Source organism: Amycolatopsis kentuckyensis (genome assembly GCF_041679295.1).
In the GTDB taxonomy this organism is placed as follows: Bacteria; Actinomycetota; Actinomycetes; order Mycobacteriales; family Pseudonocardiaceae; genus Amycolatopsis; species Amycolatopsis kentuckyensis_A.
Genome location: NZ_JBGDMD010000014.1, coordinates 207,451 through 222,568, shown reverse-complemented (window position 1 = coordinate 222,568; position 15,118 = coordinate 207,451). Strand labels below are relative to the sequence as shown.

Here is a 15,118-nt window from a genome sequence, read left to right as displayed (position 1 = left end):
CCCGTTCTCGGGGGCCTCTCGCCTTCGGTGTCGGCTTTTGGGGTGAGGCGGTGGGCAGTCGTTCAGGCGGCGGTTGGCATGAACGGGTCGTTCGTCGCGTCCGACGTCAGGGTCCCGGCCCCCGGATCGGTACGGCCGGTTCGGGGGCCGGTGACGTCATGAAGACGAGTCGTTCACCTCGCCGGATGCGATGAACGAGTCGTTGATGACCACCGAAACTCGGCGTCCCGGCGGCCTTGTTCGCCATCGGCCTGGTCGCGCTCCGCTGAGCCGGTGCATTCCTGCGCTGCCGGCGAAGATCTCCCCAGGAGTGGCCCCGCCACTCCCAGGGGGCTGTCCCTGGTCCAGTCTATCCGCGCCCACCGACGAAACCGGCGTTCAAGCCGCCGAGCCCCGCAGTTGTCCACATCGCGACATCCCTGTGGACAACCCGAAAACCGTGAAGGCCTCCTCGCCGGTCACAAGAGCCGGTGAGGAGGCCTCCACGGACCGTCCTACTTGCCGAACCCGGCGCGCCGCAAGGCGTCCGCCATCGAGCCGTTGCCGCCGGAGCCGCCGGAGTTGCCGCCGCGGTCCCGGCCGCCACCACGCCGATCACCGCCACCCGAGCCGCCGGACCCGCCGCGACGCTGACCGCCGCCACCCTGCTGACCTCGATCACGACCGCCGCCGCCACCACCGCGGTTACCCGCGGGGGCACCCGGCTCGTCGTCCAACCGCAGCGTCAGCGAGATCCGCTTCCGCGGCACGTCGACATCGAGAACCTTGACCTTCACGATGTCCCCGGGCTTCACGACTTCCCGCGGATCCTTCACGAAGTTCTTCGACAGCGCCGAAACGTGGGCCAGGCCGTCCTGGTGCACGCCGACGTCGATGAACGCGCCGAACGCGGCCACGTTCGTCACCACGCCCTCCAGCCGCATGCCCGGCTTGAGGTCGCCGATCTTGTCCACGCCCTCGGCGAACGTCGCCGTCTTGAACGCCGGGCGGGGGTCGCGGCCCGGCTTGTCCAGCTCGGCCAGGATGTCCGTGACCGTCGGGAGACCGAACGTCTCGTCCACGAATTCCGCGGGGCGAAGAGACGACAACGTCCGCGTGTTGCCGATCAGCGAACGCAGGTCCGTGCCCGTCTTCGAGAGGATCCGCCGGACGACCGGGTACGCCTCCGGGTGCACCGACGACGAGTCCAGCGGGTCGTCGCCGTCCGGGATGCGCAGGAAGCCCGCGCACTGCTCGAACGCCTTCGGGCCGAGCCGCGCGACCTCCTTCAGCGCCGTCCGGGAACGGAACGGGCCGTTCGTGTCGCGGTGCGCCACGATGTTCTCCGCGAGCCCGGTCGTGATGCCCGAGACCCGGGTCAACAGGGGAGCGGACGCCGTGTTGACGTCGACGCCGACCGCGTTCACGCAGTCCTCGACCACCGCGTCGAGCGAGCGCGACAGCGAAACCTCGGACAGGTCGTGCTGGTACTGCCCGACGCCGATCGACTTCGGGTCGATCTTCACCAGCTCGGCCAACGGGTCCTGCAGCCGGCGCGCGATCGAGACCGCGCCGCGCAGCGAGACGTCCATGTTCGGCAGCTCCTGCGAAGCGAACGCCGACGCCGAGTACACCGACGCGCCCGCCTCGGACACCACAGCCTTCGTCAGGTTCAACGAAGGGTGCTTCTTGATCAGCTCCTGCGCGAGCTTGTCCGTCTCGCGCGACGCCGTCCCGTTGCCGATCGAGATCAGGTCCACCTTGTGCCGCGCGCACAGCGCCGCGAGCTCGGCGATCGACTGGTCCCACTTGTTCGCCGGCTGGTGCGGGTAGATGACGTGGGTGTCGACGACCTTGCCGGTCGCGTCCACGACGGCCACCTTCACGCCGGTGCGGAAGCCCGGGTCGAGGCCCATCGTGGCGCGGGTGCCGGCCGGCGCGGCGAGCAGCAGGTCGCGCAGGTTGGACGCGAACACGCGCACGGCGTCGTCCTCGGCCGCCTGGCGCAGCCGCATCCGCAGGTCGATGCCCAGGTGCAGGAGGATCTTGGTGCGCCACGCCCAGCGCACGGTGTCGCCGAGCCACTTGTCGCCCGGACGCCCCTGCTGCTTGATGCCGAACTTCGCGGCGATGCGCGCCTCGTAGTCGGTCGGGCCGACCTGCGGCTCGTCGGTGGGCTCGTCCGGCGACATCGTGAGGTCGAGGACCTCCTCCTTCTCGCCGCGCAGCATCGCGAGGATCCGGTGCGAGGGGAGCTTCGTGTACGGCTCGGAGAAGTCGAAGTAGTCGGAGAACTTCGCCCCTTCCTCCTCCTTGCCCGCCCGGACCTTGGCGACCAGGTGACCCTGGCCCCACATCTTTTCCCGCAGGTCGCCGATGAGGTCGGCGTCCTCGGCGAAGCGCTCGACGAGGATCGCGCGGGCGCCGTCGAGCGCCGCCTGCGCGTCCGCGACGCCCTTGTCCGCGTCGACGAACACGGCGGCCGCGGCCTGCGGGTCCGTGTTCGGGTCGTTCAGCAGGCCGTCGGCCAGCGGCTCGAGACCCGCTTCGCGCGCGATCATGGCCTTCGTGCGGCGCTTCGGCTTGTAGGGGAGGTAGATGTCCTCCAGCCGCGACTTCGTGTCCGCGGCGAGGATCGATGCCTCGAGAGCCTCGTCGAGCTTGCCCTGGCTCCGGATGGACTCGAGGACGGCGAGCCGGCGCTCGTCGAGTTCCCGCAGGTAGCGCAGCCGCTCCTCGAGCGTGCGCAGCTGCGCGTCGTCGAGCATGCCGGTGACTTCCTTGCGGTAGCGCGCGATGAACGGCACGGTCGACCCGCCGTCGAGCAGGTCGACGGCGGCCTTGACCTGTCCTTCGCGCACGCCCAGTTCTTCGGCGATCTTCTGCTCGACCGACACGCTCACTGCAACACGCTCCTGCTTCGCCTGGTTCCGATCGTCTCATTCTGCCGTTTCCGCCACCCCGACTTTCGGATGGGGCTCCTTGACAATCAGATTGGTCTAGTCCACTTTGTGGTGACCTGCCTCACCACCTTCGTGGAGGTCGCCCGTGGTCCCCAAGGTCCGGCTAGCCCTGCTTTCGTTGCTTTCCGTGGTCGCGCTGAGTCTCGGCGTGACGTTCGTCCTCGCCGGCAACGCCGCGGCGGCGAACATCCTGGCCAACCCGGGCTTCGAGTCCGGCACCTCGGGCTGGACGTGCACCGCCACGCCGACCGCGGTGAGCACCCCGGTGCACAGCGGCAGCCGCGCGCTGAACGTGACGCCGACGTCGTCGGACAACGCGCAGTGCTCGCAGACGCTCACCGTCTCGGCGAACACGGCGTACAAGCTGTCGGCGTGGGTCCAGGGCAGCTACGTCTACCTGGGCGTTTCCGGCTCGGCGACGACCAGCACGTGGACGCCGGGCACGAGCGGCTACCAGCAGCTGTCGCTGAGCTTCACGACCGGCTCGAGCACATCGCTGACGGTGTACCTGCACGGCTGGTACGGCCAGCCGACGTACTACGCCGACGACGTCAACCTCGACGGCCCGGGCACCCCGCCGCCGACGACGCCGACCACGCCCACGACGCCGACCACTCCGACGACGCCCCCGACCACCACGACCCCGCCGACGACGACCACGCCGCCGCCCACGCAGGGTGACCTGCCGAAGCACGTCCTGACGGGCTACTGGCAGAACTTCTACAACGGCGCGAAGGCGCTGAAGCTGGCCGACGTCCCGACGAAGTACAACATCATCGCGGTGTCGTTCGCGGACGCCACGGGCACGCCGGGCGCGGTGAGCTTCACGCTCGACTCCGGCCTGTCGTCGCAGCTCGGCGGCTACACGGACGCGCAGTTCAAGGCGGACATCAAGACGGTCCAGGCGCGCGGCCAGCGGGTCATCATCTCGGTCGGCGGCCAGAACGGCACGATCAGCGTCGGCGACTCTTCGTCGGCGAACAACTTCGCGAACAGCGTGAAGTCGCTGATCTCGAACTACGGCTTCGACGGCGTCGACATCGACCTCGAGAACGGCATCAACGCCACCTACATGGGCCAGGCGCTGCGCAGCATCTACAACGGCGGCGGCAAGGTCATCACGATGGCGCCGCAGACGATCGACATGCAGTCCACGCAGGGTGGCTACTTCCAGCTGGCGCTGGGCATCAAGGACATCCTGACGATCGTCAACATGCAGTACTACAACTCCGGCTCGATGAACGGCTGCAACGGCAACGTCTACTCCCAGGGCACGGTCGACTTCCTGACCGCGCTGGCGTGCATCCAGCTCCAGGGCGGCCTGCGCGCGGACCAGGTCGGCCTCGGCCTGCCGGCGTCGTCCCAGGCGGCCGGCGGCGGCTACCAGGCCCCGGCCAACACGGTGTCGGCGCTGAACTGCCTGGCGCGCGGGACGTCGTGCGGCTCGTTCAAGCCGTCGGCGACGTACCCGTCGATCCGGGGCGCGATGACGTGGTCGATCAACTGGGACGCGTCGAACGGCTACGCGTTCGCCAACACGGTCTCGGCGGGCCTCGCGGGCCTGCCTTGATCGTGCGCTGAGGAAGGCCCTCCTGCCAAGCGCGGCCGGGAGGGCCTCTTCGCGTTTCTAGCGGTACGGACGGAAGAACTCACGCAGTTCCGCCGCGTACAGCTCGGGCTCTACGAACGGCGCGAAGTGCCCGCCCCGCTCGGGTTCGGTGACCCGCACGGTGTTCGCCGTCCGTTCGAGCCACGCCCGCGGCGGCGGCAGGATGTCGCCGGGGAACAGCGAAAAGCCGGACGGCACCTCGACGCGCTCGGCGCGCCGCGCGGGCGGGATCCCGGTGTTCGCGTGGTACATCCGCATCGACGAGCCGATCGTCCCGGTGAGCCAGTAGAGCGTCACGTTGGTGAGGATCTCGTCCTTGGTGAAGCTGCGCTCGACGTCGCCACCGCAGTCGCTCCACGCCCGCAGCTTTTCGACGATCCACGCGGCGAGCCCCACCGGTGAATCGGTCAGCCCGAAGGCGGCGGTCTGCGGCTTCGTGCTGTGCATCGCCGAATAAGCGCCTTCGGCCGCGCGCCAGGCCGGCCACGCGGCCAGCCAGTCGCGTTCTGCCGGCGTGAGGTCCGCCGGATCGCCGGTGAACGTCGGCGCGATCGCGTCCATCCGGTGCAGCGCCACCACCCGCTCGGGGTGGTCGAGCGCGAGGAAGCGGCCGACGTGGCTGCCGATGTCCCCGCCCGCCGCGCCGAACCGCTCGTAGCCGAGCGTGCTCATCAGCTCGGCCCACATCCCGGCGACGGCGACCGAGTCGAGCGGCGTGGCCGGCCGGTCCGAATACCCGTACCCCGGCATGTCCGGCACCACGACGTCGAACGCGTCGGCGGGGTCGGCGCCGTGCGCGCCGGGGTCGGTCAGCAGGGGGACGACCTTCGAATAGCGCCAGAACGAGTCCGGCCAGCCGTGTGCGAGCACCAGCGGCAACGCGGTCCCGGACGCCGCCTTCGCGTGCACGTAGTGGATTCCGAGGCCACGCACCGGCGTGCGGAAGCGGGGGAGGCGGGCGAGCGCGGCTTCCTGTGCGGGCCAGTCGAAGCCGTCGGCCCAGTAGGCGACGAGCTCGCGGAGGTAGCCGACGTCGGTCCCGAGTGACCAGCCGGCGTCGTCGGGCGCGTCCGGCCAGCGGGTCGCGCGCAACCGGGCGCGGAGGTCTTCGAACGCCGACGGGGTGGTCTCTGCGGTGAACTGCTCGAGGGAATTCGACACCAGTGAAAGTTATAACCGGTGTCGTAAATCGTCAACACCGGTATCGAGTTACACTGGTGTCATGGGTGGTGACCTGACTTTGGTCGAGCAGTTCCTCAACACGCTCGACGAACGGACGTTCCGCCGGCACGGGCGGCAGCACGTGGTCGCCGACCACCTGACCTCGGTCGAGGATCTGTCCGGCTGGCTCGAGGAGCGCGACCTGGCGGGGCGGCCGCTTTCGCCGGCCGACCTGACCGCCGCCGTCACCCTGCGCACCGCGCTGCGGGCGGCGCTGTCGGACGACGCGAAAGCCGCGGAAGCCCTGGCCGGCTTTCCGCTGCGGCTGACCCCGGACGCCTCCGGGAAGCTGCGGGTCACCGCCGTCAGCGGCGTGCCCGGCCTCGACGCGGTGGTCGAAACGGTGGCGGCGAGTGTCGCTTCCGGCGGCTGGCACCGCATGAAGCTGTGCGCGGCGGAGGACTGCCGCTGGGCGTTCCACGACACGTCCCGCAACGGCGGCGGCCGCTGGTGCCACATGGAAGCGTGCGGCAACCGCACCAAGACGCGCACGTACCGCCGCCGCGCTGACTGACCTCCTAGACCGGCGTGATCGGCAGCCTCAGCGCCCCCGGGGCCTCCGACGGGACCACCGGGTTCTTCGGCGCCACCGGCGCCACGCGCTGGTACGGCGACCCCAACGCCGGCCGCGGGTCCGCCTCGCCCCGGTTGGGCCAAAACGCCATCGCCCGCTCGGCCTGCGCCGTGATCGTCAGCGACGGGTTCACCCCGAGGTTCGCCGTGATCGCCGATCCGTCCACCACGTGCAGCCCCGGGTACCCGTACACCCGCTGGTAGGGGTCGATCACTCCCGAGGAAGCCGAGTCCCCGATCGTGCAGCCGCCGATGAAGTGGCCCGTGATCGGGATGTTCGCCAGGTCCGTCCACGCTCCCTGCGGGAGGCCGCCGATCTTCGCCGCCACCCGGCGCGTGACCTCGTGGCCCGCCGGGATCCACGACGGCGATGGCGCCCCCGCTCCCTGGCGCGTCGTCATCCGGCGGCCGAACAGCCCCCGCTTCGTGTACGTCGTCACGGAATTGTCCAGCGTCTGCATCACCAGCAGCCCGATCATCCGCTCCGACCACCGGCGCGGGTTGTGGATGCGCAGCAGGTTGCGCCGCGAACGCCACAGTTCACGCAACCCCAGCACCCACCGGCGGCGGCCTGGTTCGCCGTCCACCAGCACCGTCGCCATCAGGCCCATCACGTTGCTGCCGCGCCCGTACCGCACCGGCTCCACGTGTGTGACGTCGTCCGGGTGGATCGACGACGTGATCGCGACTCCGCGCGTGTAGTCCGTGTCCGACCGCAACGACCGTGCTGCCAGCACCGCTTCCGAGTTCGTCCGGGCCAGCAGGCCCAGCCGAGGCGACAACGCAGGCAACGTCCCCGTGTCGCGCATCCGGTGCAGCAGCCGCTGCGTGCCCAGCGCCGCCGCCGAGAAGACCACCTGCGTCGCCGTGAACGTCCGGCGGGAAATGCCGCCGGTCCGCCGCGTGTCCACCGCGTAGCCGCCGGGAATCGGCCGGACGGACACCGCGGTCGTCAACGGGTGCACCGAAGCACCCGCCTGCTCGGCCAGGTACAGGTAGTTCTTGACCGTCGTGTTCTTCGCCCCGACCCGGCACCCGGTCATGCACTCGCCGCACAGCGTGCAGGAGGACCGCAGGGGACCCGCGCCGCCGAAGAACGGGTCCACCCCGGACTGTCCGAAGTAGACTCCGACCGGGGTTCGGCGGTACGTGTGCCCGATGCCCATGTCCTCGGCCACCTCGGACAGTACCCGGTCCGCGGCCGTCGTCGCCGGGTTCTCGACTACGCCCAGCATCCGCTTCGCCTGGTCGTAGTACGGTGCCAGCTCGTCCTTCCAGTCCGTGATGTGCGCCCACTGCGGGTCTTCGTAGAACTTGTCCGGCGGTTCGTACAGCGTGTTCGCGTACACCAGCGAACCGCCGCCGACGCCGGAGCCGCTCATCACGAACGTGTTCTTCAGCAGCGTCAGCCGCTGGATGCCGAAACAGCCCAGCGCGGGCGCCCACAGGTACTTCCGCAGCCGCCACGACGTCTTCGCGAACTCGTCGTCGGCGAATCGGCGGCCGGTCTCCAGCACGCCGACGCGGTAACCCTTTTCGGTCAGCCGCAGCGCCGTGACGCTGCCGCCGAACCCGGACCCGATCACCAGCACGTCGTAGTCCATCACGCCATCACTCGGAAGTCCGTGGGATCCAGCCGCCGGGTGCGGCGGTCGTACTCGGTGACCAGGCCGGGCCAGTTGGTCGTCACCCGGCCGTCGGCCTGGCGGTACCAGCTGGTGCACGCGCTCCACACGCTGTGGCCCAGCCGCCGCTGAACCTCTTGGTCGTAACGCTCTTCGACGTCCGGCCGGACGTCTACATAGGACACGCCGGGCCGGGCGAGCTGCTCCACCGCCTGGCGGATGTAGCGCGCCTGGCGCTCGATCATGTAGATGATCGACCCGGCGCCGAGGTTGGTGTTGGGCCCGTAGACGCAGAACATGTTCGGGAACCCGGGCACGGCCATGCCGAGGTACGCCCGCGCGCCACCGGCCCACTCGTCCTGCAGCGACCGGCCGTCGAGGCCGGTCACCTTCATCCGGCCGAGGAACTCCGTCGCGGCGAACCCGGTGCCGTAGACCAGGACGTCCGAGTCGAGCTCGGTCCCGTCTTCGACGCGCACGCCGCGCGGGGTGATCGACGAGATCCGCCGCGTCTCGACGTCGACGTTCGGCTGCGCCAGCGCGGGCAGGTAGTCGTTGGTGAACAGGATCCGCTTGCAGCCCAGGGGATAGGCCGGCTTCAGCTTCGCGCGCAGCTCGGGGTCCTTGATGTGCCGGCGGCGCAGCTGCGCGGTCCGCAGTTCGAACATCTTCGCCAGCACGGGGTGCTTCGTCATCGCGTACGTCGCGTACTCGGCGAGCAGGAAGATCCGCAGCCGGCCGAGCAGCTGCGTGGGCGGCAGGTGCTCGAACAGCCAGTGCTGCCACCGCCGGTACGACGGGTCGGACTTGGCCATGACGTACGGCGGCGTCCGCTGGAAGACCGTGACGTGCTTCGCGTACTTGCGCAGCTCGGGCACGAACTGGACGGCGCTGGCCCCGGTGCCGATGACGGCGACGCGCTTGCCGGTCAGCTCGACGCCGTGGTCCCAGCGCGCGGAGTGGAACGCGTCGCCGGCGAAGCTCTCGCGGCCGGGGATGTCCGGCAGCACCGGCCGGGACAGCTGCCCGACGGCCGGGACGAAAACGTTTGCTTCGTACGTTTCGCCCGTGGTTTCGACGCGCCAGACGCCGCGGCCGGCGTCGAACGCGGCCCCGGTGACTTCGGTCCGGTACCGGATGTGCGGCTCGAGGCCGTACTTGACGATGACGCCGCGCAGGTAGGCCAGGATGTCCGGCTGGTGCGAGAACCGCTTCGGCCACCGCGGGTTCGGCTCGAAGGAGTACGAGTACAGCGGCGACGGGATGTCGCACGCGGCGCCGGGGTAGGTGTTGTCCCGCCAGACGCCGCCGGCCTCGGCCGCGCTCTCCAGGATCGTGAAGTCGGTGAACCCGGCACGCTTCAGCTCCACCGCCGTCCCGATGCCGCCGAAGCCGGTCCCCACGATCAGCACCGACGGTCCGCTCGCCGAACTACTCATGAGGAAAAACTACGCAGCGGGGGCCTGTGACAACAGGCCACGAACGGTCACCCGATCGAGAATTCCGGCCAGTCTCAGGATGGTGCGTTGATCCGCACCTCCCGGCTCTCCGCGGCCGGCTCCGCCCAGCTCAGCAGGCGTCCTGCGGCGCTCTCCAGCGCCGCGAGGTCGCGCTTCGGCAGCTTCTCGAACGGCGACAGCTCCACGACCGTGGCTTTGCGCTCCCAGAACCCACGGACGTACCCGCCGACCAGCAGCGTGCCCTTGACCAAGCCGTTCTGGGTGATGACGCGCTTGCGGTACGCGTCCGAGACCACCCGGGTGCGGTCCGCGTAGGAGAGGATCATCTGATCGAACGGCCCGAGCAGCCGGGGCGGCGCCGGAACGTCCTCGTCCGGGATCGCCAGCTCCGGCAGGTCGATCAGCTCGCGCCCGTCCGGGTCGCGGTACCGCCGCAGGTCCATCGCGGCAGCCACCTCGCCGAGGCGGGTGATGCCCGCCCACGCCTGAACGTCGGCCACCGTCGCCGGGCCGAACGCGCGCAGGTATCGCGCGATCAGCGAAGCCGGCGCCGGCGGCGGCAGCTGGGCACCGACCCACTCGTCGAGACACGCGTACGTCGTCTGCCCGGCCTTGCCCCAGATCGCCCGTGGCGGCGTCTGGACCAGCGGTAACCGCCCTCGGGCCAGGTGCGTCAGCGACGCGGCGGGGACGTCCCAGCGCCGCGCCAGCTCGGCACCCAGAGCGGTGCCGGACAACGCCGACGCGGCCAGCAGCTCACGCGCCGCCGAGGCGACTTCGGCGTGGTCGAGGCCGGCCAGCGCGGCGGCGTGCTGGGTGTTCTGCTTCAGGTCGCGGTCGTAGAGCACCTGCACGACCGGCCGCCACGCCAGCGCGTCCGCCGCCGTGACCAGGTGAACCGTGCCGCGCATCAGCGCGATCCGGACCACCCGCCGGCTCTCCAGCAGCGTGGCCAGGTCTGCGGGCCGGAAGCCGTGCAGCCGCGCCCACAGCGCGTAGTACGGCGGAAACGGTGCTTGCGCTTGAAGGCCCGCGAGGTGCTCGACCGCGTCGAACGCGGACATCTTCGCGCGGCGGAGCAGCAGCTGGCGCTCCAGCGTCGCCCGGTTGAGGGCCTGTCGGCTCACCGTCGTGGTCACCACGCCACCCTAACGAGCGGCACCGACGGTTTCGGGTCCATAATCCGGGCCATGGCCGAGCTCGCCGCGCCCGCCGTCGGGGACTGGGACTTCCCGCGCGGCACCGCGAGCATCGAGCTGATGACCCGGTTCGCCGCCGGCCGCGGCCTGCCCGCCGGGCAGCTCCTGACCGCGACGACGCTCTCGCCGGAGCTGCTCGCCGACCCGTCGGTGCAGGTCGACGCGCGGCAGGAGCTGGCCGTCGTCCGCGCGCTGGCCGAGCTGGACGGCTCCGACGCGACGGCCCTCGAGCTCGGCCGCCGCTACCGCGTCAGCACTTTCGGCATCTTCGGGTTCGCCTGCATCAGTAGCCCGACGCTGCGCGACGCGATGCTGTTCGCCCTGCGCTACTTCGACCTCAGCTTCGCCTTCTGCATCCCGCACGTCGAGCTGGCGGGCGGGAAGCTGACGCTGGAGCTCGACGACAGCCGCGTGCCCGCCGACGTCGCCCGGTTCCTCGTGCTGCGCGACCTGGCCGCGATCTTCTCGGTCATGCACGACCTGGTGCCGGGCATCACCCTGGAAGACCTGAGCTTCCGGCACGAGCCGTCCACAGTGGACCCGTACCGCGCCGCGTTCGGGCTGGTGCCGCGGTTCGGCGCCGACGCCTGCCGCGCGACGCTCGACCCGGCGCTGCTCGCGCTTCCGTTGCCGCAGGCCAACGACCAGACCGTCGCCCTGTGCGCCGCGCAGTGCGAAGCACTCGTCGCACGCAAACGCCGGCGTTCGGGCATTTCACAGCAGGTCCGCGAGCGCCTGGTGCGGCTCGGCGGCGTCGACGCGGGCATGGACGAGATCGCCCGTCAGCTGACGCTCAGCACGCGCACGCTGCGGCGGCGCCTGACCGAGGCCGGCACCAGCTACCGCGCGCTCGTCGACGAGGTCCGCCAGACGCTGGCCGAGGAGCTGCTCGACACCGGCGTGCTGTCCGTCGAGGACGTCGCGTACCGGCTCGGGTACGCCGAGGCGTCGAGCTTCATCTACGCGTTCAAGCGCTGGACCGGGATGACCCCGGCGGCGTTCGCCCGGCGCTTCCGGGCCGCTCGGCAAGCACCGCCGGGTAGGTGAGCTTCAGCAGGTTGAGGATCGAATCGGTGAGGAAGGTGCGCAGCGCCGCGCGGTCGAGCGTGCCGCGGATCAGCCATTCGCGCGACGCGGCCCGCAGCAGCCCGCCGAACGACCGGATCATCGCGCGCAGCTCGTCCCGCCCTTCGGTGACGTCGGTCATCAGCGCGGCTTCGAGGACGCGGTCGGCGGCGACCTCGTCGGCCTCCAGCATGATCCGCTCGATCTCGGGGTCGCGGCCCGCCGACTCGGGGCCGATGACGGTCAGCCAGGCGTCGCGGTTGCGGTCCACGACGTCGATCCAGCGTTCGACGCCGATCGCCAGCCGTTCCTCCATCGTGGTGTCCGGCAGCGCTTCGGTGACCGGCGCCGGCACGATCATCAGCTGCCGCACGACTTCCAGGTAGAGCTCGCGCTTGCCGCCGAAGTAGTGGTTGATGAGCGGGCGCGCGACCCCGGCGGCTTCGGCGATGTCCGAAGTGGACACCGACGCGTAGCTGCCGGCGCCGAACAGGTGCCGCGCGGCGGCGAGGATCTCCGCCCGCCGTTCGGCCGGTTCGAGGCGGCGCCGCCGCGGCCGCGTCCCACTGGTCATCCGCTCAGCCTCGCCGGGGATCGGCATGCTGTCAACAAGTAGTTGACCCTACGTCAAAAGGTTCGTTTCGGGTGGGACGCCGTCGTTACGCAACCGGAACAACCGGCCGGTAACTCCCCGGCGTCCGGATGCGACGAGACGGCAGGGACCCGCGACCGGGGGCAGGAGCAGATGACCGAAGAAGACGCGCCGATCCGGCCGGCCGGACGCTGGGTGAGCGTCCGCCTGCAGCATCGCCACGTCAGCTTCGACGAGGGCTTCGAACCGGACGAACCCCTCCCGGACGGCGACTGCGCGGACGAGGGATCGCTGTCGTACTCCGGAATCGTGATCACGGGCTACGACGAGGGTGCGAAGGTTTCCGAGCGCTGGATCCCGCTGGGGGTGGACCCGTCCGAAGCGGACGACGAGCGGCTGATCGGCCAGCTGCGCGACGCGCTCCTTTGGCAAGCGGGGCGCCCGCCCCAGACCGCCGGCGACTGACCCGGTCGTGAGTGAGAAATAGTGTCAGAACACTGTTTCTCACTCACGAGGTGGTGCGCAGGCCCTCGAACGCCACCTTGCACACCGCGTCCGCCACCTCGGTCGCCGCCGAGCCGCGCCGCGGTTTGTACCACTCGATCAGCGAGTTCACCATGCCGAAGAGCAACCGCGCGGTCACCGACGGGTCGACGTCGGGCCGGATGTCGCCCTCCGCCTCCGCCTGCTTCACCAGGTCCGTCACCAGCCGGTCGAACTCGCGACGCCGGGCCAGCGCCGCCCGCTCCACCTTCGTGTTGCCGCGCACGCGCAGCAGCAGCGTCACGAACGGCAGCCGGTCGGCGAGCACCAGCACGCTGCCGCGCACCAGGTGCTCCAGCCGGTCGATCGCGCGGCCGTCCAGCTGGTCGGTCGACGCGGCGACCTCGAACAACCCGTCCAGCGCCCGGTCGACCGACAGCCGCAGCAGTTCCTCCTTGCTCGGCACGTGGTGGTAGATCGCCGACTTCGTGATGCCGAGCTTGCGGGAGAGGTCCTCCATGCTCGTGCCGTCGTAGCCGCGCTCGTTGAACAGCTTCACCGCCACCTGCAGCAGCGATTCCAGGTCGTAGCCCGGGCGCCCGCGGCGCGGGGCCGTCACAGCTGCTCTCGCTGGTCGACGATCCGGCGCATCTTGCCCATCGACCGCTCCAGGGTGTCCGGCTCGACGACCTCCACCGACACCGTCACGCCGACGCCGTCCTTGACCTGCGAAACCAGCGAAGCGGCGGCGTCCTCACGCGAAGTGGCCGAAGCGTCGTGACGCGCCTCCACCCGGACGGTCAGGTGGTCGAGCCGCCCGCGCGTGGACCGGACGAGCTGGAAGTGCGGGCTCAGCCCGTCCGTCCGCAGCACGATCTCCTCGATCTGCGTCGGGAAGACGTTGACCCCCCGCAGGATGATCAGGTCGTCGGTGCGCCCGGTGACCTTCGCCATCCGCCGGAACGCCGGCCGCGCGGTGCCCGGCGAGAGCGCCGTCAGGTCGCGGGTGCGGTAGCGGATGATCGGCAGCGCCTGCTTGGTCAGCGACGTGAACACCAGCTCACCGGTCTCGCCACCGCCGAGGACCTCCTCGGAGTACGGGTCGATCACCTCGGGGTAGAAGTGGTCCTCCCAGATGTGCAGGCCGTCCTTCGTCTCGACGCACTCCTGCGCGACGCCCGGTCCCATCACCTCCGACAGCCCGTAGATGTCGACGGCGTCGAGCGCGAACCGCTCCTCGATCTCGGCGCGCATCTGCTCGGTCCACGGCTCGGCGCCGAAGATGCCCACCTTCAGGGACGACGTACGAGGGTCGACGCCCTGGCGCTCGAACTCGTCGAGCAGCGTCAGCATGTACGACGGCGTGACCATGATGATCTCGGGCTGGAAGTCGGTGATCAGCTGCACCTGCCGCGCGGTCATGCCGCCGGACGCCGGGATCACCGTGCAGCCCAGCTTCTCCGCGCCGTAGTGCGCGCCGAGCCCGCCGGTGAACAGGCCGTAGCCGTAGGCGACGTGCACCTTGTGGCCCGGCCGGCCGCCGGCCGCGTGGATCGAGCGGGCCATCACCGTCGCCCAGGTGTCGATGTCCTGCTCGGTGTAGCCGACGACGGTGGCCTTGCCGGTCGTGCCGCTCGAGGCGTGGATGCGCCGCACCTGGTCCTGCGGCACCGCGAACATCCCGAACGGGTAGTTCTCGCGCAGGTCCTGCTTGGTGGTGAACGGGAACTTCGCCAGGTCGGCGAGCTCCTTGCAGTCGTCCGGGTGGACGCCGGCCTCGTCGAACTTCCGCGTGTAGGCGGGCACGTTCGCGTACGCGTGCCGGAGCGTCCACTGCAGACGTTCCAGCTGGAGGGCGGCCAGCTCGTCCGCGCCGATGTTCGCCTCGATCATGGTCGGTCCCGTTTCGCGGAGATGGCGCGGCTGCGGCCGCGGAATTCGGCGACGACCTCGGGCCCTTCGGGGGTCTCCCGGTGCACCGTGACGTCGTAGATGCCGTTGCGGCCGTAGCGGGTGCGCTCGGTGGCCGTGGCGACCAGGTGGTCGCCGAGCCGGCCGGCCGCGACGAAGGAGATCTCGGCACCCGCGGCGACCGTCACCGGGCCGTGGGTGTTGCACGCGCAGGCGAACGCCGTGTCGGCGAGCAGGAAGACGTAGCCGCCGTGCGCGATGTCGTGGCCGTTGACCATCTCGCGCGTGATCGTCATGGTCGCCACGGCCCGGCCGTCGCTCGCCTCGGCCAGCTCGATGCCCAGCGCGCGCGACGCCTCGTCGGCGGCGAACATGGTGTGCGCGGCGTTGGTCATGCGTTCTCCAGACTGACCGAATGGACGGTCACCTCGGGGTGTC

The 15,118-nt window shown here is 70.4% G+C and carries 13 protein-coding genes; 4 read left to right on the top strand and 9 right to left on the bottom strand.

Features of this window, described 5'->3' with window-relative positions; genetic code table 11:
- Positions 1-494: 494 nt before the first annotated feature.
- A complete protein-coding gene (locus tag ACERZO_RS44195; RefSeq protein ID WP_372671965.1) occupies positions 495-2,882 on the bottom strand; it encodes a Tex family protein in 2,388 nt (795 codons plus the stop codon).
- Between the two features lie 145 nt (positions 2,883-3,027).
- Here ACERZO_RS44195 and ACERZO_RS44190 point away from each other — a divergent pair, with 145 nt between their 5' ends.
- Positions 3,028-4,512, top strand: a complete 1,485-nt coding sequence (locus tag ACERZO_RS44190; protein WP_372671964.1) for a chitinase — start codon at positions 3,028-3,030, stop codon at positions 4,510-4,512.
- Positions 4,513-4,569: 57 nt separating this feature from the next.
- Here the strand turns inward: ACERZO_RS44190 and ACERZO_RS44185 are convergent, their stop codons facing one another.
- On the bottom strand, positions 4,570-5,712 hold the full coding sequence (locus ACERZO_RS44185) for an epoxide hydrolase family protein (RefSeq protein WP_372671963.1): 1,143 nt from the start codon (positions 5,710-5,712) through the stop codon (positions 4,570-4,572).
- Between the two features lie 61 nt (positions 5,713-5,773).
- Here ACERZO_RS44185 and ACERZO_RS44180 point away from each other — a divergent pair, with 61 nt between their 5' ends.
- A complete protein-coding gene (locus ACERZO_RS44180; RefSeq protein ID WP_372671962.1) occupies positions 5,774-6,286 on the top strand; it encodes a CGNR zinc finger domain-containing protein in 513 nt (170 codons plus the stop codon).
- A gap of 4 nt (positions 6,287-6,290) precedes the next feature.
- On the opposite strand, the gene ACERZO_RS44175 is transcribed toward ACERZO_RS44180, so the two are convergent.
- From ACERZO_RS44175 to ACERZO_RS44165, 3 genes are all read right to left on the bottom strand, one after another.
- Complete coding sequence (locus ACERZO_RS44175) at positions 6,291-7,949, bottom strand: GMC family oxidoreductase N-terminal domain-containing protein (protein WP_372671961.1); 1,659 nt, start codon at positions 7,947-7,949, stop codon at positions 6,291-6,293.
- On the bottom strand, positions 7,949-9,409 hold the full coding sequence (locus ACERZO_RS44170; protein WP_372671960.1) for a flavin-containing monooxygenase: 1,461 nt from the start codon (positions 9,407-9,409) through the stop codon (positions 7,949-7,951). Before ACERZO_RS44170 ends, ACERZO_RS44175 begins: the two co-directional genes overlap by 1 nt.
- 74 nt (positions 9,410-9,483) lie before the next feature.
- Positions 9,484-10,569 carry a winged helix DNA-binding domain-containing protein gene (locus ACERZO_RS44165; protein WP_372671959.1) on the bottom strand — a complete coding sequence of 362 codons (1,086 nt, stop codon included), beginning with the start codon at positions 10,567-10,569 and terminating at the stop codon, positions 9,484-9,486.
- 51 nt (positions 10,570-10,620) lie between these two features.
- Here ACERZO_RS44165 and ACERZO_RS44160 point away from each other — a divergent pair, with 51 nt between their 5' ends.
- Positions 10,621-11,676, top strand: a complete 1,056-nt coding sequence (locus ACERZO_RS44160; RefSeq protein WP_372671958.1) for an AraC family transcriptional regulator — start codon at positions 10,621-10,623, stop codon at positions 11,674-11,676.
- On the opposite strand, the gene ACERZO_RS44155 is transcribed toward ACERZO_RS44160, so the two are convergent.
- Complete coding sequence (locus tag ACERZO_RS44155; RefSeq protein ID WP_372671957.1) at positions 11,597-12,268, bottom strand: TetR/AcrR family transcriptional regulator; 672 nt, start codon at positions 12,266-12,268, stop codon at positions 11,597-11,599. The genes ACERZO_RS44160 and ACERZO_RS44155 overlap by 80 nt on opposite strands.
- Positions 12,269-12,439: 171 nt before the next feature.
- Between ACERZO_RS44155 and ACERZO_RS44150 the strand changes: the two genes are divergently transcribed.
- Positions 12,440-12,751: a hypothetical protein gene (locus tag ACERZO_RS44150; RefSeq protein ID WP_372671956.1), complete on the top strand. Its 312-nt coding sequence runs from the start codon at positions 12,440-12,442 to the stop codon at positions 12,749-12,751.
- Positions 12,752-12,794: 43 nt separating this feature from the next.
- Here the strand turns inward: ACERZO_RS44150 and ACERZO_RS44145 are convergent, their stop codons facing one another.
- The 3 genes from ACERZO_RS44145 to paaI are packed head-to-tail and all read right to left on the bottom strand — an operon-like array spanning position 12,795 to position 15,075.
- Entirely contained in the window at positions 12,795-13,388 is a 594-nt protein-coding gene (locus ACERZO_RS44145) for a TetR/AcrR family transcriptional regulator (RefSeq protein WP_372671955.1), read from the bottom strand.
- Entirely contained in the window at positions 13,385-14,662 is a 1,278-nt protein-coding gene (gene paaK / locus ACERZO_RS44140; protein WP_372671954.1) for a phenylacetate--CoA ligase PaaK, read from the bottom strand. The genes ACERZO_RS44145 and paaK overlap by 4 nt, the downstream gene beginning before the upstream one ends.
- Positions 14,659-15,075 (bottom strand): hydroxyphenylacetyl-CoA thioesterase PaaI, encoded by a 417-nt coding sequence (paaI, locus tag ACERZO_RS44135; protein ID WP_372671953.1) that lies wholly within the window; start codon positions 15,073-15,075, stop codon positions 14,659-14,661. The genes paaK and paaI overlap by 4 nt, the downstream gene beginning before the upstream one ends.
- Positions 15,076-15,118 lie beyond the last annotated feature (43 nt).